Source organism: uncultured Tenacibaculum sp. (genome assembly GCF_947498805.1).
GTDB lineage: Bacteria > Bacteroidota > Bacteroidia > Flavobacteriales > Flavobacteriaceae > Polaribacter.
The window spans coordinates 292,169-316,704 of record NZ_CANMLT010000003.1 but is presented as its reverse complement, the minus strand read 5'-3'; the positions used below and the strand labels follow the sequence as shown (position 1 = coordinate 316,704).

The 24,536-nt window shown below is 31.8% G+C and carries 23 protein-coding genes; 18 read left to right on the top strand and 5 right to left on the bottom strand.

Going from position 1 to position 24,536, the window contains the following annotated elements:
- The first annotated feature begins 74 nt into the window (after positions 1-74).
- The 9 genes from Q0873_RS07300 (at position 75) to Q0873_RS07260 (ending at position 8,091) form a co-directional block, all read left to right on the top strand.
- Complete coding sequence (locus tag Q0873_RS07300; RefSeq protein WP_299105516.1) at positions 75-635, top strand: YceI family protein; 561 nt, start codon at positions 75-77, stop codon at positions 633-635.
- A gap of 80 nt (positions 636-715) precedes the next feature.
- A complete protein-coding gene (locus Q0873_RS07295; protein ID WP_299105514.1) occupies positions 716-1,255 on the top strand; it encodes a PepSY-associated TM helix domain-containing protein in 540 nt (179 codons plus the stop codon).
- Between the two features lie 12 nt (positions 1,256-1,267).
- A complete protein-coding gene (locus tag Q0873_RS07290; protein ID WP_299105511.1) occupies positions 1,268-2,323 on the top strand; it encodes a helix-turn-helix domain-containing protein in 1,056 nt (351 codons plus the stop codon).
- Between the two features lie 88 nt (positions 2,324-2,411).
- Positions 2,412-3,263 carry a hypothetical protein gene (locus Q0873_RS07285; RefSeq protein ID WP_299105509.1) on the top strand — a complete coding sequence of 284 codons (852 nt, stop codon included), beginning with the start codon at positions 2,412-2,414 and terminating at the stop codon, positions 3,261-3,263.
- Positions 3,264-3,273: 10 nt separating this feature from the next.
- Positions 3,274-4,146, top strand: coding sequence for a hypothetical protein (locus Q0873_RS07280; protein WP_299105507.1), 873 nt, complete (start codon positions 3,274-3,276; stop codon positions 4,144-4,146).
- Between the two features lie 55 nt (positions 4,147-4,201).
- On the top strand, positions 4,202-4,831 hold the full coding sequence (locus tag Q0873_RS07275; RefSeq protein ID WP_299105504.1) for a hypothetical protein: 630 nt from the start codon (positions 4,202-4,204) through the stop codon (positions 4,829-4,831).
- Positions 4,832-5,020: 189 nt separating this feature from the next.
- Positions 5,021-5,467 (top strand): hypothetical protein, encoded by a 447-nt coding sequence (locus Q0873_RS07270; RefSeq protein WP_299105502.1) that lies wholly within the window; start codon positions 5,021-5,023, stop codon positions 5,465-5,467.
- 216 nt (positions 5,468-5,683) lie between these two features.
- Positions 5,684-6,289 (top strand): hypothetical protein, encoded by a 606-nt coding sequence (locus Q0873_RS07265; protein WP_299105499.1) that lies wholly within the window; start codon positions 5,684-5,686, stop codon positions 6,287-6,289.
- A gap of 113 nt (positions 6,290-6,402) precedes the next feature.
- On the top strand, positions 6,403-8,091 hold the full coding sequence (locus Q0873_RS07260; protein ID WP_299105496.1) for a glutamine--tRNA ligase/YqeY domain fusion protein: 1,689 nt from the start codon (positions 6,403-6,405) through the stop codon (positions 8,089-8,091).
- 55 nt (positions 8,092-8,146) lie between these two features.
- Here the strand turns inward: Q0873_RS07260 and Q0873_RS07255 are convergent, their stop codons facing one another.
- Positions 8,147-9,742 carry an Ig-like domain-containing protein gene (locus Q0873_RS07255; RefSeq protein ID WP_299105494.1) on the bottom strand — a complete coding sequence of 532 codons (1,596 nt, stop codon included), beginning with the start codon at positions 9,740-9,742 and terminating at the stop codon, positions 8,147-8,149.
- 52 nt (positions 9,743-9,794) lie between these two features.
- Positions 9,795-10,487: a phosphoribosyltransferase family protein gene (locus Q0873_RS07250; RefSeq protein ID WP_299105492.1), complete on the bottom strand. Its 693-nt coding sequence runs from the start codon at positions 10,485-10,487 to the stop codon at positions 9,795-9,797.
- A gap of 42 nt (positions 10,488-10,529) precedes the next feature.
- Here Q0873_RS07250 and Q0873_RS07245 point away from each other — a divergent pair, with 42 nt between their 5' ends.
- The 5 genes from Q0873_RS07245 to Q0873_RS07225 all read left to right on the top strand — a co-directional run bounded on the left by Q0873_RS07245 (position 10,530) and on the right by Q0873_RS07225 (position 14,939).
- Positions 10,530-11,090 carry an rRNA adenine N-6-methyltransferase family protein gene (locus Q0873_RS07245; protein WP_299105491.1) on the top strand — a complete coding sequence of 187 codons (561 nt, stop codon included), beginning with the start codon at positions 10,530-10,532 and terminating at the stop codon, positions 11,088-11,090.
- 53 nt (positions 11,091-11,143) lie between these two features.
- Positions 11,144-12,049 carry a hypothetical protein gene (locus tag Q0873_RS07240; protein ID WP_299105490.1) on the top strand — a complete coding sequence of 302 codons (906 nt, stop codon included), beginning with the start codon at positions 11,144-11,146 and terminating at the stop codon, positions 12,047-12,049.
- A 41-nt stretch (positions 12,050-12,090) separates the two neighbouring features.
- Positions 12,091-12,993 carry a hypothetical protein gene (locus tag Q0873_RS07235; protein ID WP_299105489.1) on the top strand — a complete coding sequence of 301 codons (903 nt, stop codon included), beginning with the start codon at positions 12,091-12,093 and terminating at the stop codon, positions 12,991-12,993.
- A gap of 99 nt (positions 12,994-13,092) precedes the next feature.
- Positions 13,093-14,634: a glycine--tRNA ligase gene (locus Q0873_RS07230; protein WP_299105486.1), complete on the top strand. Its 1,542-nt coding sequence runs from the start codon at positions 13,093-13,095 to the stop codon at positions 14,632-14,634.
- An 80-nt stretch (positions 14,635-14,714) separates the two neighbouring features.
- On the top strand, positions 14,715-14,939 hold the full coding sequence (locus Q0873_RS07225) for a hypothetical protein (protein ID WP_299105485.1): 225 nt from the start codon (positions 14,715-14,717) through the stop codon (positions 14,937-14,939).
- A gap of 36 nt (positions 14,940-14,975) precedes the next feature.
- On the opposite strand, the gene Q0873_RS07220 is transcribed toward Q0873_RS07225, so the two are convergent.
- Both Q0873_RS07220 and Q0873_RS07215 read right to left on the bottom strand, forming a co-directional pair.
- On the bottom strand, positions 14,976-16,619 hold the full coding sequence (locus Q0873_RS07220) for a G-D-S-L family lipolytic protein (protein WP_299105484.1): 1,644 nt from the start codon (positions 16,617-16,619) through the stop codon (positions 14,976-14,978).
- A gap of 11 nt (positions 16,620-16,630) precedes the next feature.
- Entirely contained in the window at positions 16,631-19,420 is a 2,790-nt protein-coding gene (locus Q0873_RS07215; protein WP_299105483.1) for a TonB-dependent receptor, read from the bottom strand.
- Positions 19,421-19,613: 193 nt separating this feature from the next.
- Here Q0873_RS07215 and Q0873_RS07210 point away from each other — a divergent pair, with 193 nt between their 5' ends.
- Positions 19,614-20,546: a bifunctional riboflavin kinase/FAD synthetase gene (locus Q0873_RS07210; protein WP_299105480.1), complete on the top strand. Its 933-nt coding sequence runs from the start codon at positions 19,614-19,616 to the stop codon at positions 20,544-20,546.
- Positions 20,547-20,604: 58 nt separating this feature from the next.
- Entirely contained in the window at positions 20,605-21,879 is a 1,275-nt protein-coding gene (serS, locus tag Q0873_RS07205; protein WP_299105478.1) for a serine--tRNA ligase, read from the top strand.
- 96 nt (positions 21,880-21,975) lie between these two features.
- On the opposite strand, the gene Q0873_RS07200 is transcribed toward serS, so the two are convergent.
- A complete protein-coding gene (locus Q0873_RS07200) occupies positions 21,976-22,119 on the bottom strand; it encodes a hypothetical protein (protein WP_299105474.1) in 144 nt (47 codons plus the stop codon).
- Between the two features lie 190 nt (positions 22,120-22,309).
- Between Q0873_RS07200 and Q0873_RS07195 the strand changes: the two genes are divergently transcribed.
- Together Q0873_RS07195 and Q0873_RS07190 are read left to right on the top strand one after the other, a co-directional pair.
- On the top strand, positions 22,310-24,082 hold the full coding sequence (locus Q0873_RS07195) for a tetratricopeptide repeat protein (protein WP_299105473.1): 1,773 nt from the start codon (positions 22,310-22,312) through the stop codon (positions 24,080-24,082).
- Between the two features lie 74 nt (positions 24,083-24,156).
- Complete coding sequence (locus Q0873_RS07190; RefSeq protein WP_299105471.1) at positions 24,157-24,486, top strand: DUF4286 family protein; 330 nt, start codon at positions 24,157-24,159, stop codon at positions 24,484-24,486.
- Positions 24,487-24,536 lie beyond the last annotated feature (50 nt).

Here is a 24,536-nt window from a genome sequence, read left to right as displayed (position 1 = left end):
TTATATTCTGTTTTTAATAACTTTTGATTTTAAAGAGTAAATACTTTTGCTAGGCACTTTAAAATTTAAAAATAATGAAAAAAATAGTTTTAACTTTAATAGCATTTGTAGCGCTAGTAAACGTACATGCACAAACAACTTGGAAGGTAGACAAGGCGCACTCTTCAATTACATTTTCTGTTTCTCATTTTATGATTTCAGAAGTAACTGGAAATTTTGGGAAGTTTGATATTACCGCGGTTAGTAATGAAAAGTTTGAAGCACCAACGTTTGAGGTTTCTATAGATGCATCAACAATCAATACAAACCAATCAGGAAGAGACAATCATTTAAAATCAGCAGATTTCTTTGATGTAGCCAATCATGCAACAATTGTTTTTAAAAGTAAATCATTTAAACAGTTAGAAGGAAAAGAATTTGAAACTACTGGAGAAATCACTATCAAAGGTGTTACAAAAGAGGTTGTTTTTAAAGGGAAACTGAATGGGATTATTGAAGGAAGAGGAGGAAAGAAAAAAGCAGGATTAAAATTAACTTCGGTAATTAAAAGAGAAGAATTTAATCTAGGAAAAGGAATGAAACCTATTGGAAATGATGTAGAAGTTGTTGTTAATATTGAAATGAACGAACAATAAAACAACTTTAATTTTTAATAATAGATGTAAACCCAAGAAATAGTATCTTGGGTTTCTTTATTTAACTCTTTTTTTTAATAATGAAAATTACGAATAGAAGCTTACACAGAGATTTGGCTTATTTTTATGTTGGATTAATCATTGCATTTTCTTTTTCTGGAATTATCCTAAACCATCGTCAAGATTGGTATCCTATGGATTATACTTATGAAAACAAACCTTTTGAATTAAATATTCCTGCTGATAATGGGCAGTTAACAAAGGAGTATATTACAGAGCGTACTAAAGAGATAGGAAAGTATGATGGACATAGAGTAAGAAATGGAAAAATAAGAGTGTATTTTAAAGACAATATTATTTTTGATGCTGATGCCAAAACCGGAAAAGGAACTGTTGAATATAAAAGAAAAGTACCTATTGTAGGACATTCGATGTATTTGCATAAATCAACGAATAGTTTTTGGATATGGTATTCTGATATCTTTGGAATAGCTATGTTAGTAATTGCTATAACAGGGGTGTTAATTCCTTTAGGAAAAAAAGGATTCAAAGGAAGAGGATGGAAATTAGCAGTTGCAGGAATGTTATTCCCTTTGTTGTTTTTATTCTTGTTTGCTTAAAAAAGTTTAGTAATGGAATCAATAACCTTGGATTTTAATATGTTATCAGTTATAGATGTATTGTCTATAGCAACCGCATTAATGCTGGGGTTTTTGTTCATTACATTAAGGTCTAAAAATCAAAAAGCAAATTGGTTTTTGGGATTGTTTTTATGGTCTTTGGCGATAGAAGTTTTAGGAACGCTTCTAGAATCTGTTGAATTTAAAGAAATCGAAATTCATATAATACACACCTCTTTGGCAACGATTTCTCTATTGTTTTTATATGTGAGGTTAACGTTTAATCTAACGGTTAACGTAAAATACATTTTACTGTTGATACCATTTTTAATGGTTAATTTATTCCTGTTTCCTGAAGAAATGACAAGATGGTTCGAGTATTTTTTCAATGGTGTATTATTGGTTGTTTTATTGAAGTCTATAAAAGACCATCAAGAAAAAATAAAGGATTACTATTCTGATATAGAAAACAAAAGCTTAAACTGGATCAAAACAATTGTATTTATATACTTGTTTTTTTATGCATTTTGGATTATTGAAGAAGTGGTAGGAATAGCAAATGAGGAAGTTATTTATTATTTCGCATCCATATCCACAATACTAACTTTCTTTATGATCTATTGGATAGCCTATAATGGTTTTTCACAAACAGAAATATTTAAATCAAAGTTGTTTATTGAAGAAGAAGTTCAGGAGATAAAAGAAAATGAAGAAAAAGAAACAAATGAGTTGTTTCAGGAAATTACTCTTAAAATTCAAGAAGAAAAAATGTATGCTAATCAAAACCTAACGTTACGATTGCTTTCTGAGAATTTAGGAATTAAAGAAAAAGAACTTTCCAAGTTAATTAACCATCACACCCAAAAGAATTTTTATTATTTCATAAATAAGTTTCGAGTTGAAGCATTTAAAAAACTCTTGTCTTCAAAGAAAGCAAAACAATTATCTCTCTTAGGTTTGGCAAATGAAGCCGGCTTTTCTTCCAAATCAACCTTTTATGCAGTATTTAAAAACATTGAAGGAATTACGCCTAAACAATATCAAAATCAACTAAAAAAGTCCGAATAACCTTTATTCGGACTTTTTAACACCGTTTAAACATAGTATTGGGGCGGGTTTTGCTGTTATACATCATAATGAATAAAACTTTCGAATTATGATTAAAAAAACAGTTCTTATAAGTGCACTATTCTGTATTCTGGTTAGTTGCATTTCTTGTTCAAACAACGATAAAATAGTAAAAAATGATGCTTTATCTCTTGAAGAGTTTTTAAAAGCAAATGCTGATTATGTACATAATATTAACGGATTTTATATCGTAGGAAGTACAGCTAAACCAAAAGAAGCAATACCAAGTGCTACCACAGGAAAAGAAATTTTTGATCATAGTGTAAGATTGTTTAGTAGCTTTTTAGATATGAATAATGATGGGAAAGTAGATGATGATAAAAAGGAATTGAACAAATGGTTAGCTCAAAAAACAATGTTTATTAACGGACCTTTAAAGATGGTTGATAAAATATCTGAAGCATCACAATTAAGAACAAAAGGGCTCTATGGAATGAGTATGCAAACAGATAATTGGCCATATGTAAAAGATTACAATGGTAAAGGTTGGACTTTAGATAAGTTATCTTCTTCAACATGGAGACCTAGAGTGTTTAATGCATTATGGGAAGAAGTATTTCATACTGTAACGGAAGCTATTAGTAGAACCGATAGTGAATTTGCTTTTACAAGTGGAAAAAAATTACGTCAGTATATGGAAGATGATATTACGGCAAAAACATATGATATTTCAGAACAAAATACAGCGGAAAACGGAAACTATGATAAAGTAACCGCTGTTAATGAATACATACATCAAATTTGGGCAATCAATTTTGCAGGATTAAGTGATAAACTAAATACACATCAAAAAAAGGCGTTGGAGTTTATGAAAACTAAAAAAGTACCAATGTCTATAGATGCCAACTACACAAGAACAATAGGAACAAAAATCAAATAAAATGAAGGATATGAGAAAAATATTGAAGGCTGGAATGGTAGTATTTTCATTGGTTATAATGGGATGTGTGGCATGTTCACAAAATGATAATCTCATCAATAATGGAAACCAAAACGGAATTATAAATGAAGGAAATGATCCGAACTTTAAAATTGTTGCAAATTCAGATGCAGGAATGTCAAGTTTTAACAGAAAAGTAGTAGTGTTTGGAATAGATATTTATGCAGTACCTAAGGTGGAAGATGCAAAATTATTGCATGCAGCTAATGTAATGGCTCAGTATTTAGATAACAATGAAGATGGTACTGTTGATAACCCAAAGGTTTTAGAAGAAATGAATAAAAACAAAGCCTTTTTATTTATGTGGTATTCACAGTCAGATATGAATAGCATTAGTCCTCCTTCAGGAAGATTAGGGCAAGATTTAGGGAATGGAGAAACAATTCCGAACTATGTGTCTGGAGGTAAAAAAGGTCGTTTTGATGCTTCCTTAGAAGAGGTATGGCATATTATTACACATGCAGGGTATTCTAAAGCGTATCCAAGTGTCTTTGGAGAAAATGCAGGAACATCTTTAACCAATGCAATGGACAAAGCACGAGGAGGTAAATTTACGAGTATACCTAGTTCATACCCTACAGAAGCGTGGTACACTTATGACGATACTACTTGTACTTATGATTGTCAGGCTACAGAATACTTTTATTGGGCAATGAGTTCAATTTTAGGAGCACAAACTAATAGACTTAGTGAAATACAACAGGAATGGAAGTTAAACACGAAAGAAAAAGTAAAGGCGACAGATGCAGCTGTTTTTGGATTGTTAACAAATACTCAATATAAATTTCCAACAGTATTACCAGACGGGACTTACAAAAGGTAGGGGGAAGTAGTATACAATTGTTTTAATATTAAGTAACACGCTAAAAACAAGTAATATGGATAGAAAGAAATTTATCAAAAGATTGGGATTAGGAGTGGTGGCAACTCCACTTTTACCTACTTCGTTGATTTCATGTTCTGGTAACAGTGAAATTGTAAAGAACAATCAAACAAGTGAGTGTGGAATTACGAAATCTGATGTTTTAGGGCCGTATTATGTAAGTGGTACTGCTAAGATTACAAATTTAAACACCAAAAATTTAGCAGGCGACAAGATAGTGGTAACCGGGAAAATATTTGGTTCGGCAGATAAAAGTAAACCTGTTGCAAATGCAATGATTGAAGTTTGGCATGCCGATAGTGGCGGAACCTATCATCCAGTGGGCAATGGTAATGTAAGTAACTTCTCAGCAGACAAGATAACATTGAGAGGTTTTGTAACTTCTGATGCTGAAGGAAATTATACATTTGAAAGTATTAGGCCAGGTTTATATCCAGGAAGACCAAGACATTTTCATTATAAAATTACAGCAAACGGATACAAAACTCTGGTTACACAAATTTATTTTTCTGGAGATCCAAGAAACTCAAGAGAGAACATAGAAAGCTGTAGAATTATCGATTTTAAAAAAGATAGTCAGAATGTATATAGAGGAAATGCAGACATTCATTTAGAATCCAATTAAAATAAATGTAACAAAAATGTATTTCTAACGTCAAACAAACGAATACATAAATATTTAGATTCCTAACATAAGGAAGAGATTGAGGAATCTAAGTTAAATATTATGGAATAGGCTCCATATACCTTATCATTAAATTAAAAAGTGATAATGTATATGGAGTTTTTTGTTGAACCCAATATTATAAAAAACATGAAAAAAATTACAAAGATCGCAGTAACCTTATTATTAATTTGTTTTAGCATACATGTAAAAGGACAAGAATTAGCGGTTATTAAATCATCAAACATTACAATAGATGAGCTTCCAGAATATGTTATTATTACTTCACAAAACACGAAACTGTTAGGAGGAATCAATATCATTATTGATAAGAAAAAGTCAACCTATAGAGATGAATTAGAAAAATTAGAATCGTTGCTACAAGATGGAGATAAACTTCGAATAAGAAATCAAACAGACTTATTAAATGCCATGTCTAAATTAGGGTATGCATATGTAAACGCATATAACGCCAATGCAATAATGCCAAGTAATAGAAATGATGATGCAGAAGATATTTTAAACATTGTAGATGGAGGAGAAGGAGCTTATAAAGTAAATATGGTATTTAGAAAAAAAGAAAAATATAGAGATTAGATAAAACAGAACAAGTAAAGAAGTAGGGTAAAACCTGTTGATTTTGTTTTAGTTAAAAGAGCTAAAAGCTCTTAGTGTTATATTTCATCACTGAAGAAGAAATTGGAAGTATAACAGAGAATTTGTGCAAAAGCGCATACTTCAGCAAGATCCGATAAAAAGGATATGGTTGAAGTGTGCGTTTTTATTTTGGTTAAATTTTAAAACAGGTTAAACATGAAAACAAGAAAAATGATTACGGTGGTAACAACACTTTTTGTATTACTTGCTAGTTGCAGTAATAATGAAGATTTGGCAACCAATACTTCAACCTTTGGAATATTTAAAGTGTTGGAGGATAAAAAAACGATTGAAATGAATGGAACAATTAATAGTTCTTCATTAGTTAATTTTAATAAACTGTATGAGAAATATCCAGAAGTTGAAAAAATAAATATTAAAAACTGTGATGGTTCATCAGATGATAGGGTTAATTTACAGCTATCTAAAAGAGTACATGATTTAAATATCAATATTCATTTATTAAATAATGCTGAGATTGCTTCTGGAGGAGTTGATTTCTTTCTAGCGGGAAAAAAAAGAACAAGAGGAACAGGAACGAGAATTGGGGTACATTCTTGGTCTGATGGAACCAATGAAGCCACCGATTTTCCTGAAGGACATGCAAATCATTTACCTTATATAAATTACTATAAATCCATAGGGTTTAGTGATGCTGAAGCAAAAGCTTTTTACTACTTTACAATAAAAGCAGCAAAAGCGAGTAGTATTCATTGGATGACAGAACCGGAAATAGTAAAATACAAAATGCTAAAGCCTTAAAAAAGACGACATATTAAGCAACTAATTACTCCTTTCTTTTTAACTGAGAGGAGTTTTTTTATGTAAGTCAGCTCAACTATTTTCACTAATTTTGCACTTCAATTTAAGAGAAAATGTCAGAAGAAAAGAAATCATTAAATTTTATTGAGCAAATCATTGAAGAGGATTTAGCAAATGGAATGCCTAAAGAAAACTTACGTTTTCGTTTTCCACCTGAACCAAATGGTTATTTACACATTGGTCACACAAAAGCAATTGGAATTAGTTTTGGCTTAGGTGAGCAATATAATGCACCAGTAAACCTTCGTTTTGATGATACAAACCCAGCAAAAGAGGAGCAGGAGTATGTAGATGCAATTAAAAAAGACGTAGCTTGGTTAGGATATCAATGGGAAAACGAATGTTACTCTTCTGATTATTTTCAGCAGTTATATGACTGGGCAGTTCAATTAATAAAAGAAGGAAAGGCCTATGTAGATTCTCAAACTTCTGAAGAAATGAGAGAACAAAAAGGTACGCCTACACAAGCAGGTACTAACAGTCCTTATAGAGATAGAAGTGTAGAAGAGAACTTAGATTTATTTAGACGTATGAAAGAAGGTGAGTTTGAAGAAGGAACTCATGTATTACGTGCAAAAATAGATATGGCTTCTCCGAATATGTTAATGAGAGATCCATTAATGTATCGTATATTAAAGAAAGAGCACCATAGAACAGGAAATGATTGGGTAATATATCCGATGTATGACTGGACACATGGAGAAAGTGATTATTTAGAGCAAATTTCACATTCATTATGTTCTTTAGAATTTAAGCCGCACAGAGAATTATATAACTGGTTTAGAGATAATGTATATGAATACAGTAAAGAAGCATATCCTTTAGTACCAAAACAAAGAGAGTTTTCTCGTTTGAACTTGAGTTATACTGTTATGAGTAAACGAAAGTTAATGAAATTGGTAGAAGAAGGAATCGTTTCTGGATGGGATGATCCTCGTATGCCAACAATTTCTGGATTACGTCGTAGAGGATATACACCTGCTGCTATTCGTAGTTTTGTTGAAACAGTAGGAGTTTCTAAACGTGAAAATGTAATTGATGTAGCATTGTTAGAGTTTAAAATCCGTGAAGATTTAAATAAAACAGCTAACAGGGTAATGGGAGTTTTAGATCCTGTAAAAGTTGTAATTACAAATTACCCTGAAGACAAAGAGGAAATTTTGATTGCAGAAAACAACCCTGAAGATGAAAATGCAGGGTCTAGAGAAGTTCCGTTTTCAAGAGAAATTTATATAGAACGAGAAGATTTTAGAGAAGAGGCTAATAAGAAATTTTTTAGATTAAAATTAGGAAAGGAAGTTCGTTTAAAGAATGCATATTTTATCACAGCAAACAGTTGTATAAAAGATGAAGAAGGAAATATTACCGAAATTCATTGTACATACGACCCATTGACAAAGTCTGGTAGTGGAACTGAAGAGAGTAAGCGTAAGGTAAAAGGAACACTACACTGGGTTTCTGTAAAGCATGCAGTAAAGGCAGAGGTAAGAGCATATGACAGATTGTTTTTAGATGAAGCACCAGATGCACACAAGGATAAAGATTTTATGGAGTTTATAAACCCTAACTCTTTGGAAACTATCAATGCTTTTGTAGAGCCAAGTTTGCAAACTGCTAAAATTGGAGATCGTTTTCAATTTCAGCGTTTAGGATATTTTAATGTAGATGATGATTCAACTTCAGAAAAGTTAGTATTCAATAAAACAGTTGGTTTAAGAGATAACTGGGCAAAAAAGAAATAAGACTATTCTTTATAAAAATAAAAAAGGTCCGCTGAAATAATCAGCGGACCTTTTTTTAGTTTATTGTAAAGGTTTCATTCTGAATCCAGTTGGCTCTCAATTTAAATTCTACATCTAAATAGATGATTTTTTCGGGCTGAATTTTTTGTAAAAAACTACCAGTATCCCATTTGCCATTATTGTTTTCGTCAATAATAGCTCTTACGGAGTAAGTTCTAGGTTTTAGTAAATTAAACTCTATCTTCTTAGAAGATGATAATTGTACTGTCTTTACAACGTTATCTTTTTGAATTAGTTGAATAATTAAGGGTTTATTTACCTCGTTTTTAACATCTAAGATAATACTACCATAATCTTCAGGATGAAGTGTTCTAAAATTATAACTTAAAGTATCATTTGACGTTTCATAAATATCTGTAATAGCCTCTGGTAATACATTTAATTTATAGACGTTTTTAGGAGTTTGCTTAAAAAGAACTGCCAATTTGTTAAAGCCTATCTTTTGTAATTCATAGGCTACATCTAAGGTGTCTTTATCAACTAGAGAGAACTTACTTACATCGTGTTGCGTTATTGGATTATTTGCGATTAAAAATAAGGTATCGGTTAAATGTAAAGTAGAACTTACGTTTGAAGTTACTTTAATCGAGTCTATTTTTTTCTTCCTAAGACGAACTGTTACGGTATCAACAAATTGCTCATGTGTTACTTTAAAGTTTAAAGAATCTACATCAATTAATGAGTGCCAATAACTTAAGGTGTCTTTGTCTTTTTCAAATTGACTAAACGATTTAAAACTAGAAGGAACTTCCGAAAGAAGTTTTACCTTCATGTCTTTCTGTTGTCCTTCAAATCCAAATTCTATTTTCCCCTTAGAAACTTCTTTCGCTCTTTTAAATTGAAAAGGTTGTACTTCTTTAAAAAACACAATATCGTTTTCTATGACACTATCTTTTGGTAAAGAAATAGGATCGTTTAGATACCCTATTTTATCAGTTTTAGAATTGAAGATAAAATTGTTGGCTTGCTCTTTTAGTGCAAGTAATACATACTTACCTTCTTTAATGTTGCTAATGTTAAAAAGAGTAGAATCTAAAGTGTTCGTTACATAATCAGGTTTACGTTTGTATACGATTGAGTCATTGTAAGAACTATCAATTCTGTAGAGTAAAACATTTACGTTCTTTTGAGTTTCTTTTTCTAAAGCATCACTCACAGACCCTTTCACAGTTAACGAATCAATATAGCTGCCAGTGGAAAAAACGTATTTAAAACTTTCTAATTTATTGTTTTCGTTATTGTCTTGAACGGCATTTCCAAAATTGAAAGTGTACGTGGTGTTTTCTTTTAAAGTGTCTAATATTTTAATGTTAATATATTTACTAGGAGATCCTTGAGGTGTTATTAAAGGAGGGTTTTTCATTGGAGGAGAAACCACAAGTTGTTTCGCAAGATCTTTTAATACGATATATTCATCAAAGTAAATTCTGATTTTATCATCCTTAAAATTTACCGACTCATAAGCTGGAGTGGCGGTTACCATTATGGGAGCAGTTTCATCTTTAGGTCCACCTTCAGGTCTTCCTTTTCGTGCACAGCTCACTGCTAAAACAACCCATAAAAGAATTAAAATTTGATTGAAATGCTTCACAAACTATTATTTAAATTCAATATCAAAAGTAGTAAATATGCATCATAAAATATTAGGTTTTTTCAGTAAAGGATATTGTGGCTATGCTAATGGTAATGTTTGGAGTTTGTAATAACTCTTTACAGCATGCTAGAAGAGTTGCTCCAGTGGTAATAACATCGTCAATTAACAAAATATGTTTGTTTTTAAATATACTCGTATCGGATAACCTAAATGTTGTTTTTTGATTAGAAAAACGATCAAATCGTTCTTTTAAGGTTTGGGTGTTGCTAATAGAGGTTCTGATTAAAACTTCGGGTTTGTATTCAATTTGTAAAATATTACCTAAAGAAGTTCCGAATGTAGTTAGCTGATTGTACCCTCTTTTTTTTAATTTTTCTTTATGTAAAGGAACTGGAACAATAAAATCAACATCGGAAAAAATATTGGACTCTTTTAGCCTGTGTCCAAACCAAGCTCCCATTAGGTTCCCAATACTAGGTTGGTTTTTATATTTTAACTCATGAATAATTTTTTGTGTAATTCCGTGTTTTTGATAATATAGAAATGATCGTACATTTTTTACAGGAACTTTATTGTTAAAGGTAGAAAGTAATGTAACATTTGTATGGGGGTTGTCGTCAATAATAGGAAGATCATTCACACAATAGGTACAAAGATGTTTTTCATTTTGTAGTAACGTTAATTTACAGTTAACGCATATATATGGAAAAAATAAATAGAATATATCTTTTAAATATTGCATATTTACAAGGCAAAAAATATAAGGGTTAAATAGAAAAAACAATTGAGTAAAAAGATACAATTTTTTAAAGAAGCAGTAAAAAGTTATAAAACGTCCGGTACAGTTGCACCAAGTTCTAGGTTTTTGGCTAAGAGAATGTTAAAACAAATTAATTTTTCGAAAGCTGAAGTAATAGTTGAATTAGGTCCAGGTGATGGAGCCATTACCAAAAGGATTCTTAAAAAGATACAATCCAATACGGTATTAGTGTGTTTTGAAATAAATGATGCTTTTTATAAAGAATTAAAAGAAATAAATCATCCTCAATTAATCGTTTTAAAATCCTCCGCAGAAGATATTAGAAAAGAGTTAAGTAAACTTGGGTATACCAAAGTAGATTATATTGTTTCAAGTTTGCCGTTAACCATAATTCCTAAGGAAATATCTTCAAATATCTTGAGAGAATGCTATAATTCACTCAACATCAACGGACTCTTTATTCAGTACCAATATAGCTTAACTTATTATAAAAAATTAAAGAAAGTTTTTGGTGATTTTATAGAGTTAGACTTCGAGCCGTTGAATTTCCCGCCCGCTTTTGTGTATAAGTGTACTAAAAAATAGTATATTAGCGAACAATAATCAATAATCACTTAATGTCCCCCCTTTGATGTTAAATGAATAAAGAGGCTAAAAAATACTATTATGGATTAGTCATCTTTTTACTTTTTTTAATTGGAGCAATAGGAGTTTTGTCATATCAAAATGCCCGAGATTATTCCAGATTAAAAGATGTATTTGAGGATGAGAAAAAAGAACTAGAGAGTAACCTTGGAGATGTAATTAAGGATTATGAAAAGGCGCTATCTGGTAATCGACATTTATCGTATAAGATAAATGAAGAATTAGAAAAGTTAATATCACTAAGAGATTCTGTTAGTAACTTAAAAGAAACCAATTATGGTTTAATTAGGCACTTCAGAAATAGAATAAACGAATTAGAGAAAACAAATAGAGAGTTATTTGTACAAATAGATTCGTTATACGCTGAAAACAGCGTGCTTAATGAAGAAAATCTTGGAGTAAAGAAAATATTAAGCGAAAAAGAAAATCAAAATAGCTTATTAAAAAGAAAAAATAGATATTTAAGAGCAACAAAAGAAGATCTAGAAGAGAAGATTGCAACTGCCGTAGTTATTGAAACTACACCAATTAAAGTGGTGGCAATGAAGAAAAGAAATAGCGGAAAGCATGTTTCTACAAGTAGATCTTCAAAAACAGATGCATTTAAGGTCTATTTTAATTTGTTAGAAAATAAAATTGTAGACTCAGGATTGGTTCCTATATGTGTACAAGTTATAGATGAAAACAATAATATAATTTCTAGCAAAGGAAAAACAAAAATGAAAGATGGTTCAAGGGTGCAATATAGTGATGCATTTTTGGCGGAATATTTTAATAAAGAAATTAACGTTCTATCTTTTATTTCTGTAAATAGAGATACCATTAAAAAAGGTATTTATACAATTAAAGTATACGTAAATGAAATGTATTCTGGAGAAACAAAACTAAAATTAAAGTAAATGAGTTAATAAATTAATAACCCCCTAACCATCCCTTAATTATGAATCCCCTTAAAAGAAAATCAAACGCTGTTATTTATGCATTGTCTTTGGCATTTATATGTTTAGCTCTTTATTCCCTAAAAAAGACAAACGATTACGCAGAACTTAAAGATGTTTTTGTTCAAGAAAAACAAGATTTACAAGCCAATTTAGATGAAATGATTAAAGATTACACAGATGTGGTAATCAGAAAAAAGCGTTTATCTAAAAGATTAAAAGTAGAGCTTGTTAAAATGAAAAATCTTAGAGATTCAATTGAAACATTAAAGCTCGATAATTTTGATCTTATTAGGAAATATAGAAGAAAGATCGCTACTTTAGAGAGAGAGAATAGAAACTTATTTATTCGAATAGATTCTTTAAATACAGCTAATCAAGTACTGGCTCAAGAAAATACTATCGCAAAAGAGATATTGGTACAAAAGGAAACTCTCAATGTTAATTTAGAAAAGAAGTACAACGCACTAGAAGTTAAGCAGAAATCTTTAGAGAAAAAGGTAGCAATTGCGGGAGTTATAAAAACTAGCCCAATAAGAGCTGTTGCTATGAAAGAAAGAAGTAGCGGTAAATTGGTTTCAACATCTAGATCGAGTAGAACTGATGCTTTTAAAATCAATTTCGACTTGTTAGAAAACCCAGTAACAATTTCAGGAGATAAAACGGTGTACATTCAAATTATTGATGAAGACAAAAAAGTAGTTTCTCCAAAAGGAAAGGCTAGTTTAAAAAATGGAGCTACCATACAATATACAGATTCTTTAGAAGTGAATTATTTAAATGACAGAATGAGTTTGGTTTCTTTCGTTTTGGTAAATAGAGATGATGTAAATAAAGGAAAGTATACTGTGAGTGCTTTTGTAGATGGAAATTATACAGGAAACGCAGTTGTAAAACTGAGATAAGATAAAGATAAAACAAATTTTAAAGTGAAGAATAATTTTATTCTTCACTTTTTTTTGTGTTATAGTCAATAGTTTAAAAGCTTATTTTATTTTTGCACCATGGCAAAACAAGAAGATCAATTTAAAAAGGTATTATCACACGCAAAAGAATACGGATATGTATTTCAATCATCTGAAATTTATGATGGTCTAAGTGCGGTGTATGACTATGCTCAAAATGGAGTTGAGTTAAAGAAGAATATTAGAGAATATTGGTGGAAAGCAATGGTGCAAATGCACGAGAATATTGTAGGAATAGATGCTTCTATTTTGATGCACCCAACAACATGGAAAGCATCGGGCCACGTAGATGCTTTTAATGATCCTTTAATTGATAATAAAGATTCTAAGAAAAGATATAGAGCAGATGTTTTAGTAGAAGATTATTGTGCTAAAATTGAAGCTAAAATTGAAAAGGAAGTTAAAAAAGCGGCAAAACGTTTTGGAGAAGCTTTTAATAAAGAAGAATTTCTGTCAACAAACGGGAGAGTTTTAGGATATCAAGAGAAGATAAATTCAATTTTAGGAAGATTAGCAAAATCTTTAGAAAACGAAGATTTAGCAGATGTAAAAGCTTTAATTGAAGAGCTGGAGATAGCTGATCCATTAACAGGGTCTAAAAACTGGACAGACGTGAAGCAATTTAACTTAATGTTCGGAACGCAGTTAGGAGCTTCAGCAGACAGTTCTATGCAAGTATACTTACGACCTGAAACGGCTCAAGGTATTTTTGTGAATTTCTTAAATGTGCAAAAAACAGGACGTATGAAAATTCCTTTCGGAATAGCACAAACGGGTAAGGCATTTCGTAATGAGATTGTAGCGCGTCAGTTTATATTTAGAATGCGTGAATTTGAGCAAATGGAAATGCAATTTTTTGTGAAGCCAGGAACTCAGAAAGAATGGTATGAAAAATGGAAAGAAACACGTTTAAAGTGGCACTTATCATTAGGAATGGGAGAAGATAATTATCGTTTCCATGATCATGAGAAGTTAGCACATTACGCAGATGCTGCAGCTGATATTGAATTTAGATTCCCATTCGGATTTAAAGAATTAGAAGGAATTCATTCACGTACAGATTTTGATTTAAAAGCACACGAAGAGTTTTCAGGAAAAAAATTACAATATTTTGACCACGAAGAGAATAAGAACTATGTACCATATGTTGTTGAAACTTCAATAGGTTTAGACCGTATGTTTTTAGCTGTTTTCTCTAACTCTTTACAAGAAGAAGAATTAGAAAACGGAACATCGAGAACTGTATTAAAATTACCAGCAGTTTTAGCTCCTACTAAAGCAGCTATTTTACCATTAGTTAAAAAAGATGGATTGCCAGAAGTAGCTCGTAAGATTGTAGAAGATTTAAAGTGGGACTTTAATGTGTCTTATGATGAAAAAGATGCTGTTGGACGTCGTTATCGTCGTCAAGATGCTGCAGGTACTCCTTTTTGTATAACTGTAGATCATGATACTTTAGAAGATAACACTGTTACTATTCGTCATAGAGATACGATGGAGCAAAAGCGTGTTAAAATAGAGGAATTAAGAGCAATAATCAAAGAAGAGGTTGATGTACGTTCTTGGTTAATGAAAATGTAATAAAACCTTATCTAAATAAGTTTAAAACCTATCAGTTCACATTGGTAGGTTTTTTATTTTTGTAATGTAAAAGAATTTTGATGAAAACAGTATTAAAAGTATTATTTATCATCTTTTTAGTATGGATGATTATTGGAGCGTATTTATTAAATACATTACATCCCAAAGCCCAAGTCGTAATGGGATTAGGAGTATTATATATGGCATTTATACTAATGCCGCTATTTATTTATCATCGATATAAAGATGGTAAATACAAGAAGTATATAATAAACAATAATGAAAATAAAAAAGAGGAGCTGTAAAGCTCCTCTTTTTTATTTATAATAACTCCTTTTCTTTTATTGTAAAGCAGGAGAATAATTCGTTGGGAAGTTAGCAGCTTTAGCTAAACCATCGGTCGCTTGAGTAAAGTTAGATCCATAAGTAGTATCAATAGCTTCTAACATCTTGTTAGCCATAATAGCATAACCTCTAGCTGTTAAGTGAATACCATCTAAACTAATTAAACCACCAGTTACTAAACTAGTATTTAATTGATAGTTGTCAAAAGTTAATCCAGTAGTTGCAGCCTCTTGTAAAACAGCGTTGAAATCTACAAATGCATAACCATTTTCATCAGCTTTCGCTTTAAGACTAGTATTGTATGCGTCTGTTGCAGTTTTAATTTCAGCTTGCTCCTGTGGAGTTAATACCCATTTGTCAGCTAATGGTAAAGTTAATCCTTCAGCAGAGAATTGACCAGCCAATGCAGGAGGTAATAAACCACCACTTGCAGCGATTAAAGCCGCCGCAGCATCGTTATTTACAGTAGCAATTACACTACTACTTGGTAAAACTAATAAATCATCAGCAGTTGCTGGTCTAGCTTGTCCATACTGATTCCCCATTAACTGTGCTACTAATGGAGCAGCAGAAGCAGGTAAACCTAATGATTGAACGAAAGGAACAAATGCAGGATTTGCACCTAAAGCAGCAGTAATTGTTCCTGATAAAGGAGTTAAATTCTCATCATGTATTACAACTGGATTTGCAGCAGTGGTAGAAAACTGAATAATTCTGTTAGTTTCTCCTAAAGCTGTAAATATTTGGTTTAATGCTCCATATACTGTGTTTAACGTTGGTATTTGAGCTGCTAATGCTGGATTAGAAGGATCTAATGGAGCATAAGGAACCGTAGTAAAATGAGCTAAACTTGTAATGTATGGTAGGTTTGCTACAACACCTTTAGCATTGGTAGCTTTTAATTTAGTAACTACAACATTTAAAGCTAAATCAAAATCAGCAGTTGTTGTAATTGGACTTGAACCATCACCACCAGTAATAGCATATCCTAAAACATCATTTCCTCCAAATTCAGATAAAGTAAAGAATGTTGGGTTTTGGTCTACTGCTAAATCTATGATAGAAGAATTTGATCCTCCCGCCATTCTAATTGCATATGGGTTTGCTAATGGGAAATTAGCTAAATTACCAAAACCAGGAGCAACTAAATGAGTACTTCTAGCTCCAGGAACTCCAAAGTTATTAAATGGACCTGTTGGATTGTTTAAAGCAAAATCTGTAGTAGACATTGCTGCAGGATTTAAAGTGTTTAATGGAGCTGGTGCAGTTCCGTTAAATACTAATCTTTCAGTAAATAATCGTTGACCTGTAACAGGACTAACTACTGGGGCTCCATTTAAAATTAAACCACCAAAATTATCATTCATTAATGGTTGAGTAAAAGTTCCTCCTCCGGCCATCGCAAATTTCTTTGATAATGTATTCGGGAAAGAGAACTCTTGAGAAGCTTTGAATAAAGCATTATCGGCAAAACCAGCTGTAAAAGAAGCACCTATAGCTACATATTTAGAAAAATCTGCACTACCTGCTTGTACTTCAACAGTAGGAGCTTTAATTTCTGGTAAAGTATTATCAACATCACAAGCTACCATACCTGTGATAATTGCTGATACTAATGTATATTTAAAAATATTTTTCATTCTTCGATTTTTTAGTTATTGATTGTCCAAGAAATATAATACTGAGATCCTACAGCACCTACACCAGGAGCACTTAAAAACTCTTCTCCAGTTAAGTTAGATCCACCAACCTTGAACACAGATTTAATTGAAGGAACAGCATAGTTTATTTGAGCATCAATTACAGTTCTACCTTCAACATTTCCTTCTAAGAAAGTCGATTCCCAGTAGAATGAATTTTGCCAACGTCCACTAACATTGAATCCGAAGTTTTCGAATAAGTTAGGGTGTCCAAATTGAGCCTTAACTTTATGCTCTGGAGTATTAAACCCAGCCTCAAAGTCAGGGTCTTGAGATTGATCAAAATCAAACTTAGACCAAGTATAGTTTAATCCAACGTTAAATCCATTAAATACTTTAGTATTTAATCCTAAACCAATACCGTAAGAATTTACATCAGCAACAGAGTTTGTTTTTGTACTGAAAGTAAGAGATCTATTATTTAAAGCATCTATTAAATTTTGACCAGTTAACGCCGCATCAGCAGGGTTTACTAATACAACAACATCTTTGTTTGCAATAAAGTCAGTATACATGTTGTAGTATGTACTGAAGTCAACAGATAACTTGTTTTCTCCTACAGGAATAGCACCACGATAACCAACTTCAAAAGCAGTTACTTGTTCTGGTTTAACTAATTCTGTTTGTACTTGTTGAGGTGCGTTTAATGCAATAGAATTTGCAGAATATCCTCTTGTAAATACATCTCTACCCGTAATTGTAAATCCATTAACTGTAGTAGAGAATCTATCTAAATTGTCTTCAGCAGTACCAAGAATAAATCCTGCACCTGTTGCTAAACCAATGTATTGATCTTGAGTAGTTGGGTTACGGAAACCTGTTTGGAAAGAAGCTCTAAAGTTATGGTTCTTAGTTTCTCCTGCAGCATATGCTAAAGATACTCTTGGAGAGAAGTTTCCGCTAAAGTTTTGAGACTTATCATAACGAGCAGAAGCCGTTAATTTTAAGCGCTCATCCATCATCTTCTTTTGTAATTGTGTATATATACCATATTCGTTATAGCTAATTGGGCTTTCACGGTCAGTATAAATTGTTCCAAAAGAATTTAAGTTGTATTCACGGAATGATCCTCCAACTTGCACTTCTGCCCAATCAATATAATCACGTAAGTTTAAGTTAGCATCAGCGTGGTAATAACTAGTGTTATCTCTAAACTTAGCACCGTTTTGTAAATCTGGATTATCAATTACACTATTAAATAATGAATTGTATTGTGCAGAACCAACTTCTGCTCTACCAGTTTCAGCAACTTGTCTTGCTAAAACGTGCGCTTGAGCTTCGCTTAAACCATTTTGAGCAACTGCTTGGAAAAATGTTCCAACATATTGTCCAAACCATGTTTGGTGGTCTTTCCATCCATTTAAGATGTTAATCGCAGCAAAACGAGTATCATAAGAATCACCAGCATCTTCACCAGCATAATAACCTCTTACGAAGAAGTTTTTACCTCTAACTTCTAATTTATGTTGTTCCATAAAGAAGTTCTTTAAGAAATATCTGTTTTGTCCTTGGTAGATAGTATTACCAGTACCAAATTTTGAATTCCAGATAATTTCTACTCTATCATTCCCTAATGGGCGATAATGTAAAGATCCATTAAACTTAACACTTTTAGCATCGTAGTTCATTAAATCTCTTTCGTCATATCCTGTTCTACTAATATTTCTATTAGGAATATGTGTATTGATAAATGCTGCAGCTGATGGAGGAAGTACTCCTGCACCAATTAATCCTCTTGCAACATCTCTCATGTTAAAAGTTACCTCATCACCATATACATTCGCTCCATCATAGTTTGGATTGTCTGCGTGGCTTAAAGCACCGTCATTTGTATATCCTCTACCGATACCGTTTGTGTTTCTTCTATCAGTAGCATGCCATTCTTCACCTTTTAAGTAGCTTAAGCTAACTTTAGCAGCAAATTTATCATCGAAAACATGCGCCATACGAATACCTAAGTCGTAAAACTCATTGTCTCCAGCAGCTTCTTGACTTGTAACACCTCCTTTTAAACTAACACTAATTCCTTGGTCGTCAAATGGGTTTTTACTAGTCATTAACATGATACCGTTAAATGCGTTGGCACCATATAAAGCCGAAGCGGCTCCTGGTAAAATTTCTACACTTTTCACATCTAATTCAGAAACACCTAAAAGATTTCCTACTGCAAAGTTTAATGCAGGAGATGCGTTGTCCATTCCGTCTACTAACTGTACGAAACGCTCGTTACCAAACGTAGCAAAACCACGAGTGTTAACTGTTTTAAATGTTAATCCACCAGAATTAACATCAACACCTTTTAAGTTTTCTAAAGCATCGTAATAAGATGCAGAAGCTGTGTTTTTAATTGCTCTTGAATCAAAACGTTCAATTGTTACAGGAGATTCCATAACACGTTCTGGAGTTCTAGATGCAGAAACAACTACCTCGTCTAAAGAAGTAGCATTTTCAGTTAAATTAACCTCAATAACTTGGTTATTTTGGGTTATTTCAACACTTTTTGTTTGATACCCAAGTGAAGAAATTTCAACTGTAAAAGGGGGAGTATCTGTTACTGTAAGGGTAAAATTACCATCAAAATCAGTAGTAGTACCCACTGCCTTTCTTGAAACTTTAATGTTCGCTCCTGGTATTCCTTCACCTAGAGCTGCATCTTTAACTGTACCCGAAATGGTTGTTTGTGCAACCATTGCAGCAGAGCTAAACAGCACAAATGCAACAAGTAATAGTCTTTTAATCATAATGTAAATTAATTTGTTAACTAAAGCGCAAAATACAATTTTTTTTTATTTATAAAATATAAGTATTCAGATTTTGTGATAATATCATTTTTATGGTTAATATTTTATAAAATTGACATTTTACAAGAAAAATCTATTAGTTTTTAGACAGTTTTATGCATAATTGTACCTTTGTAAAAATTATTTAGTACGATTGGAAATAACCCACTCAATTTTTGATTTCAAGCCAAAAGAAGAAACGATTGTAACCATTGGAACATTTGATGGGGTACATATTGGGCATCAAAAAATTATTGAAAAATTAGTCGCTGAAGCAAAAAAAATAGGTAAAAAGTCGGTGTTATTAACCTTCTTTCCACACCCAAGAATGGTGCTTCAAAAAGACGCTTCGATAGAATTGATTAATACAATTAATGAAAGAGCAGCCCGCTTAGAAAAATTAGGACTCGATTATTTAATAATTCACCCTTTTAGTAAGGAGTTTTCTCGATTAACGGCTTTAGATTTTGTACGTGATGTATTGGTGAACCAACTAAATACGTATAAATTAATCATTGGGTATGATCACCATTTTGGAAAAAATAGAGAAGGGAATATAGAACAACTTACCGAGTATTCACATATGTATGATTTTACGGTTGAAGAAATTCCTGCTCAAGATATAGATGATGTCTCTGTAAGCTCTACGAAAATTAGAAGAGCCTTAGCAAATGGAGAGTTAAAAACTGCAAACAAGTATTTAGGATATAATTTTTCCTTAACGGGAAAGGTTGTTAATGGAAAACAATTAGGAGGTAAGATAGGATATCCCACTGCAAATATTGATGTAGTAGAGCAGTACAAGTTAATTCCAAAAACAGGAGTATACGTGGTAAAATCTACCATTGCCAATCAAGAGGTCTACGGAATGATGAATATTGGTAATAGACCTACCGTTAATGGAGAACACCAAACCATAGAGGTACACTTTTTTGATTTTGATAGTGATTTATACGGAAAAGAACTTACCGTTGAATTGCTTTACTATTTACGAGCAGAACAAAAGTTTGATTCGGTTACTTCTTTAATCAATCAACTTAAAATAGACAAAGAAGACGCTATTTTGCATATTCAAACAAACCAATAAATAAGATTGCTTAAATCTGTAACAAGCTATATCTTTGCGTTTCTTAAAAATTAAAAAGATGTTACAGGTTCAGTTTATTAGAGAAAACAAACAAACTGTTTTAGAAGGGTTGGCAAAAAGAAATTTTGCTAATGCAGAAGCAATGATTGAAGAAGTATTAACTGCTGATGAAACGCGTAGAGCTACACAAGTTTTATTAGATAATGTAAAAGCTGAATCGAACAAAATATCCAAGGAAATTGGTGGTCTTTTTAAATCTGGAGAGGTACAAAAAGCAAATGAGTTAAAAGAAAAAACAGGACAGTTAAAAGCTCAAGATAAAGAGCTTACTGAAAAGTTAAATGAAGCATCTGATTTGCTACAAAACTTATTGTATCAAATTCCAAACATTCCTCATGCATCTGTAGTTGCAGGAAAAAATGAGGAAGATAATGAAGAGATTTTTAAAGAAGGAATTGTTCCAAACTTAGGAGAAGAAGCATTACCTCACTGGGAGTTAGCGAAGAAATATGATATTATTGATTTCGAATTAGGAGCTAAAGTAAGTGGAGCTGGTTTTCCAATTTATAAAGGAAAAGGAGCACGTTTACAAAGAGCATTAGTTAGTTACTTTTTAGATAAGAATACAGCAGCAGGGTATACAGAGGTTCAAGTTCCGCATTTAATTAATGAAGCTTCAGGTTTAGGTACAGGACAATTGCCAGATAAAGAAGGGCAAATGTACCATGTTACTGCAGATGATTTATATTTAATTCCAACATCAGAAGTGCCTATTACAAATATGCACAGAGGTGATTTATTACAAGAAAGTGATTTACCAAAGGCATATACTGGATATACACCATGTTTTCGTCGTGAGGCAGGAAGTTATGGAGCGCATGTAAGAGGTTTAAACCGTTTGCATCAATTTGACAAAGTAGAGTTGGTTCGAGTGGAACATCCTGATAACTCATACAATGCATTAAATGATATTGTAGAGCATATTAAAGGAATTTTACGTGAGTTAAAATTACCATATCGTATTTTACGTTTGTGCGGTGGAGATACAGGGTTTACAGCAACTTTAACTTTTGATTTTGAAGTGTATTCTACAGCACAAAACCGTTGGCTAGAAATTAGTTCTGCATCAAATGTAGAATCTTTTCAAGCAAATCGTTTAAAATTACGTTTTAAAAATAAAGAAGGAAAGAGTCAATTAGCGCATACATTAAATGCAAGTTCTTTAGCTTTACCAAGAGTATTAGCTGGAATTTTAGAAAACTATCAAACTCCAGAAGGAATTAAAATACCAGAGGTATTAGTTCCTTATTGTGGTTTTGATATGATTGACTAGGAATCGTAAAAAAATATAAAAATTGAAAATCCCAAGATTGCATTACACAATTCTTGGGATTTTTCATTTATTCCCCTAAAAATAAATATATACTTGTTAGTTGGCTACTACTGCAACCATTAATTTCTTGTATTTGTTCATTTCTAACAACGCTTCAAAATATTGAGATATTTGACCTTTCTTCATAAACTCGTTAGCATTGTTTTTTGCCGTTTCATATTGTTTAGTTAAGTTCTTCATAGTACCTGTTGTTTAGTTATGTTATTAAATAGACAAAGTTCGTGCCAAAATGTTACAAACTTGGAATTAAAAGTATTTGTTTTAGTAAATAATTAACAATTAGATAGTTGTTTTCCCTACTTTTTAAAAATGAAATGTAAAAATTGAGTTAAGCTCAAAGAACTAAGTTTTGATTTCATAAATTTGTTATATGAAGAAGTACTTCCTGTTTATATTATTGACAATGAGTTCGCTTGTTTGGGCGCAACAAAATGATTTCATTATTGCAGAAAATTATTTTAGAAATAATGAATACAATAAAGCATTATCGCTCTATAAATCATTGTATGATAAAAGTCCGTTTAATACAACCTATTTAAGAAGGTTGATTACATGTTTTCAAGAAACGGAGCAATATGGTGCTGCTGAAAACTTATTGCTAACAAAATTAGAAAGACAACCTAAACTAACTTTTTTATATGTGATTCTTGGTAATACATATGAACGTCAGCAGAAAAAGGAAGCGGCCGAAGAGAGTTATCAAAAAGCATTAAAATCACTTGATAAAAAAAACGGATACGGAAGTATTGTAGCAGGGTTGTTTAAGAATTATACAAAATTAGATTATGCCATTGAAGCTTATGAAAAGGTAATGGCAAATAACCCGAATGCTAATTATGGTTTTCAATTGGCCCAGATTTATGGAGAAAAAGGTGATTTTAATAAAATGTTTGTCTCCTATGTAGATTTGGTAGATAAGAATAAGAACTATTTGAATAACGTTAAAAGATATACGGCCAGGTATATCAATGATGATGCTGAAAATGAAAACAATGTTTTATTTAAGAAAGCACTTTTAAAAAAATCAATAAGCAATCCAAAAGATATTTGGAACGATTTATTAGCATGGTTATTTGTACGTCAAAAAGAATATAATAAAGCTTTCATTCAGAAAAAGGCATTGCTTGCTAGAGATCCTGATAAATTAGCAGCTATTAATGATTTAGGAAAAATAGCGCTGGAGAATAAAGATTATGAGACGGCAGAAGCTTGTTTTGACTTAGTTATAGAGAAAACAAACTATCCAACTGATAAGTTTATAGCTATAAATTATAAGTTAAAAATAGCAATTGAAACTAAGCAATCCAACATAGAAGAACGATTTCAATCAGTTTTTAATGAATATGGAATTAGCAGGAATACATTTAGAACACAAATAGCTTATGCTGATTATTTAACGTTTCACAAGGGAAACCCGGAAAAGGCAATCAAAGTTTTAGAAGAAGCAAAGAAGCATGCAAATTCTAAATTTACTAGAGCTACTCTAAAGCTAAAATTAGGAGATGTTTTAGTGTTTACAGAGAAGTTTAATAAAGCACTTATTTACTATTCGCAGGTGCAAACGCAGTTTAAAAATCATTTTTTAGCACAGCAGGCACGTTTTAAAGTAGCACAAGCATCGTATTTCAAGAATGATTTTAAATGGGCAAAAGCGCAATTAAAAGTGCTGAAAGGATCAGCAAGTCAATTGATAGCAAATGATGCAGCTGATTTGTTTTTAACCATTTCTGATAATGAGCCAAAAGATAGTATTCCTTCCGGATTAAAAGAATATGCAAAAGCAAGTTTATTGGCATATCAAAGTAAGAATAATGAGGCCGTTGCATTATTGAAAGATGTAATTACCAATTTTAAGGGGCAGCCTATTGAAGACGAAGCACTGTTTAAACAAGCAAAAATATATATTGAATTAAAGAAGTATGACGAGGCAATATTGAATTATGCTAAGATTTTAGAAATGGATGCTGAAGGTATTTTAATAGATGATGTATACTATCATATGGCCGAATTATACAATAATGAATTAAATGACGTAGAAAAGGCCAAAGAATACTATCAAAAGATTATTTTTGACCACCCAAATAGTATTTACTTAGTAGATGCAAGAAAGAAGTTTAGAAAATTAAGAGGAGACAATATTTAATGAATTAATTTGAAATTTGATATTATAGCAATAAAGCTATTTTTTAAATTTCCAAAATTCCCAAATTAGAAGCAATGTATATATACAACGTTACAATAAATATAGATGAGAGTATCCATGCAGAATGGTTAGTGTGGATAGAAAAACATATTCCTGAAGTATTGGCTACAGGAAGATTTGTAAGTGCGAAGATGACTCAGGTTTTGGTACAAGAAGAAATGGGAGGCGTGACGTACTCAATTCAATATACTGCAAAAACTAGAGAAGACTTAGATGATTATTATAAGCATGATGCAGAAAGGTTGCGTACTGACGGTATGAAAAAATTTGCCGATAAGATGTTAGCCTTTCGTACAGAATTAAAAGTCATCAATGAGTTTTACCCAGTAGTTAGTAGTAATTAATTTTTAGAAGCGAGAGACAAGAAGCTAGAGCAAAGAGCAGCTGTCTTGTT

Excerpts from the sequence above, each read along its gene's own strand:
- Q0873_RS07235 (WP_299105489.1), top strand. The coding sequence starts at position 12,091 with ATGAATCCCCTTAAAAGAAAATCAAACGCTGTTATTTATGCATTGTCT.
- Q0873_RS07225 (WP_299105485.1), top strand. The coding sequence starts at position 14,715 with ATGAAAACAGTATTAAAAGTATTATTTATCATCTTTTTAGTATGGATG.
- Q0873_RS07290 (WP_299105511.1), top strand. The coding sequence starts at position 1,268 with ATGGAATCAATAACCTTGGATTTTAATATGTTATCAGTTATAGATGTA.
- Q0873_RS07300 (WP_299105516.1), top strand. The coding sequence starts at position 75 with ATGAAAAAAATAGTTTTAACTTTAATAGCATTTGTAGCGCTAGTAAAC.
- Q0873_RS07275 (WP_299105504.1), top strand. The coding sequence starts at position 4,202 with ATGGATAGAAAGAAATTTATCAAAAGATTGGGATTAGGAGTGGTGGCA.
- Q0873_RS07200 (WP_299105474.1), bottom strand. The coding sequence starts at position 22,119 with ATGAAGAACTTAACTAAACAATATGAAACGGCAAAAAACAATGCTAAC.
- Q0873_RS07240 (WP_299105490.1), top strand. The coding sequence starts at position 11,144 with ATGAATAAAGAGGCTAAAAAATACTATTATGGATTAGTCATCTTTTTA.
- Q0873_RS07260 (WP_299105496.1), top strand. The coding sequence starts at position 6,403 with ATGTCAGAAGAAAAGAAATCATTAAATTTTATTGAGCAAATCATTGAA.
- serS (WP_299105478.1), top strand. The coding sequence starts at position 20,605 with ATGTTACAGGTTCAGTTTATTAGAGAAAACAAACAAACTGTTTTAGAA.
- Q0873_RS07190 (WP_299105471.1), top strand. The coding sequence starts at position 24,157 with ATGTATATATACAACGTTACAATAAATATAGATGAGAGTATCCATGCA.
- Q0873_RS07250 (WP_299105492.1), bottom strand. The coding sequence starts at position 10,487 with ATGCAATATTTAAAAGATATATTCTATTTATTTTTTCCATATATATGC.
- Q0873_RS07230 (WP_299105486.1), top strand. The coding sequence starts at position 13,093 with ATGGCAAAACAAGAAGATCAATTTAAAAAGGTATTATCACACGCAAAA.
- Q0873_RS07265 (WP_299105499.1), top strand. The coding sequence starts at position 5,684 with ATGAAAACAAGAAAAATGATTACGGTGGTAACAACACTTTTTGTATTA.
- Q0873_RS07220 (WP_299105484.1), bottom strand. The coding sequence starts at position 16,619 with ATGAAAAATATTTTTAAATATACATTAGTATCAGCAATTATCACAGGT.
- Q0873_RS07280 (WP_299105507.1), top strand. The coding sequence starts at position 3,274 with ATGAGAAAAATATTGAAGGCTGGAATGGTAGTATTTTCATTGGTTATA.
- Q0873_RS07195 (WP_299105473.1), top strand. The coding sequence starts at position 22,310 with ATGAAGAAGTACTTCCTGTTTATATTATTGACAATGAGTTCGCTTGTT.
- Q0873_RS07270 (WP_299105502.1), top strand. The coding sequence starts at position 5,021 with ATGAAAAAAATTACAAAGATCGCAGTAACCTTATTATTAATTTGTTTT.
- Q0873_RS07215 (WP_299105483.1), bottom strand. The coding sequence starts at position 19,420 with ATGATTAAAAGACTATTACTTGTTGCATTTGTGCTGTTTAGCTCTGCT.
- Q0873_RS07285 (WP_299105509.1), top strand. The coding sequence starts at position 2,412 with ATGATTAAAAAAACAGTTCTTATAAGTGCACTATTCTGTATTCTGGTT.
- Q0873_RS07295 (WP_299105514.1), top strand. The coding sequence starts at position 716 with ATGAAAATTACGAATAGAAGCTTACACAGAGATTTGGCTTATTTTTAT.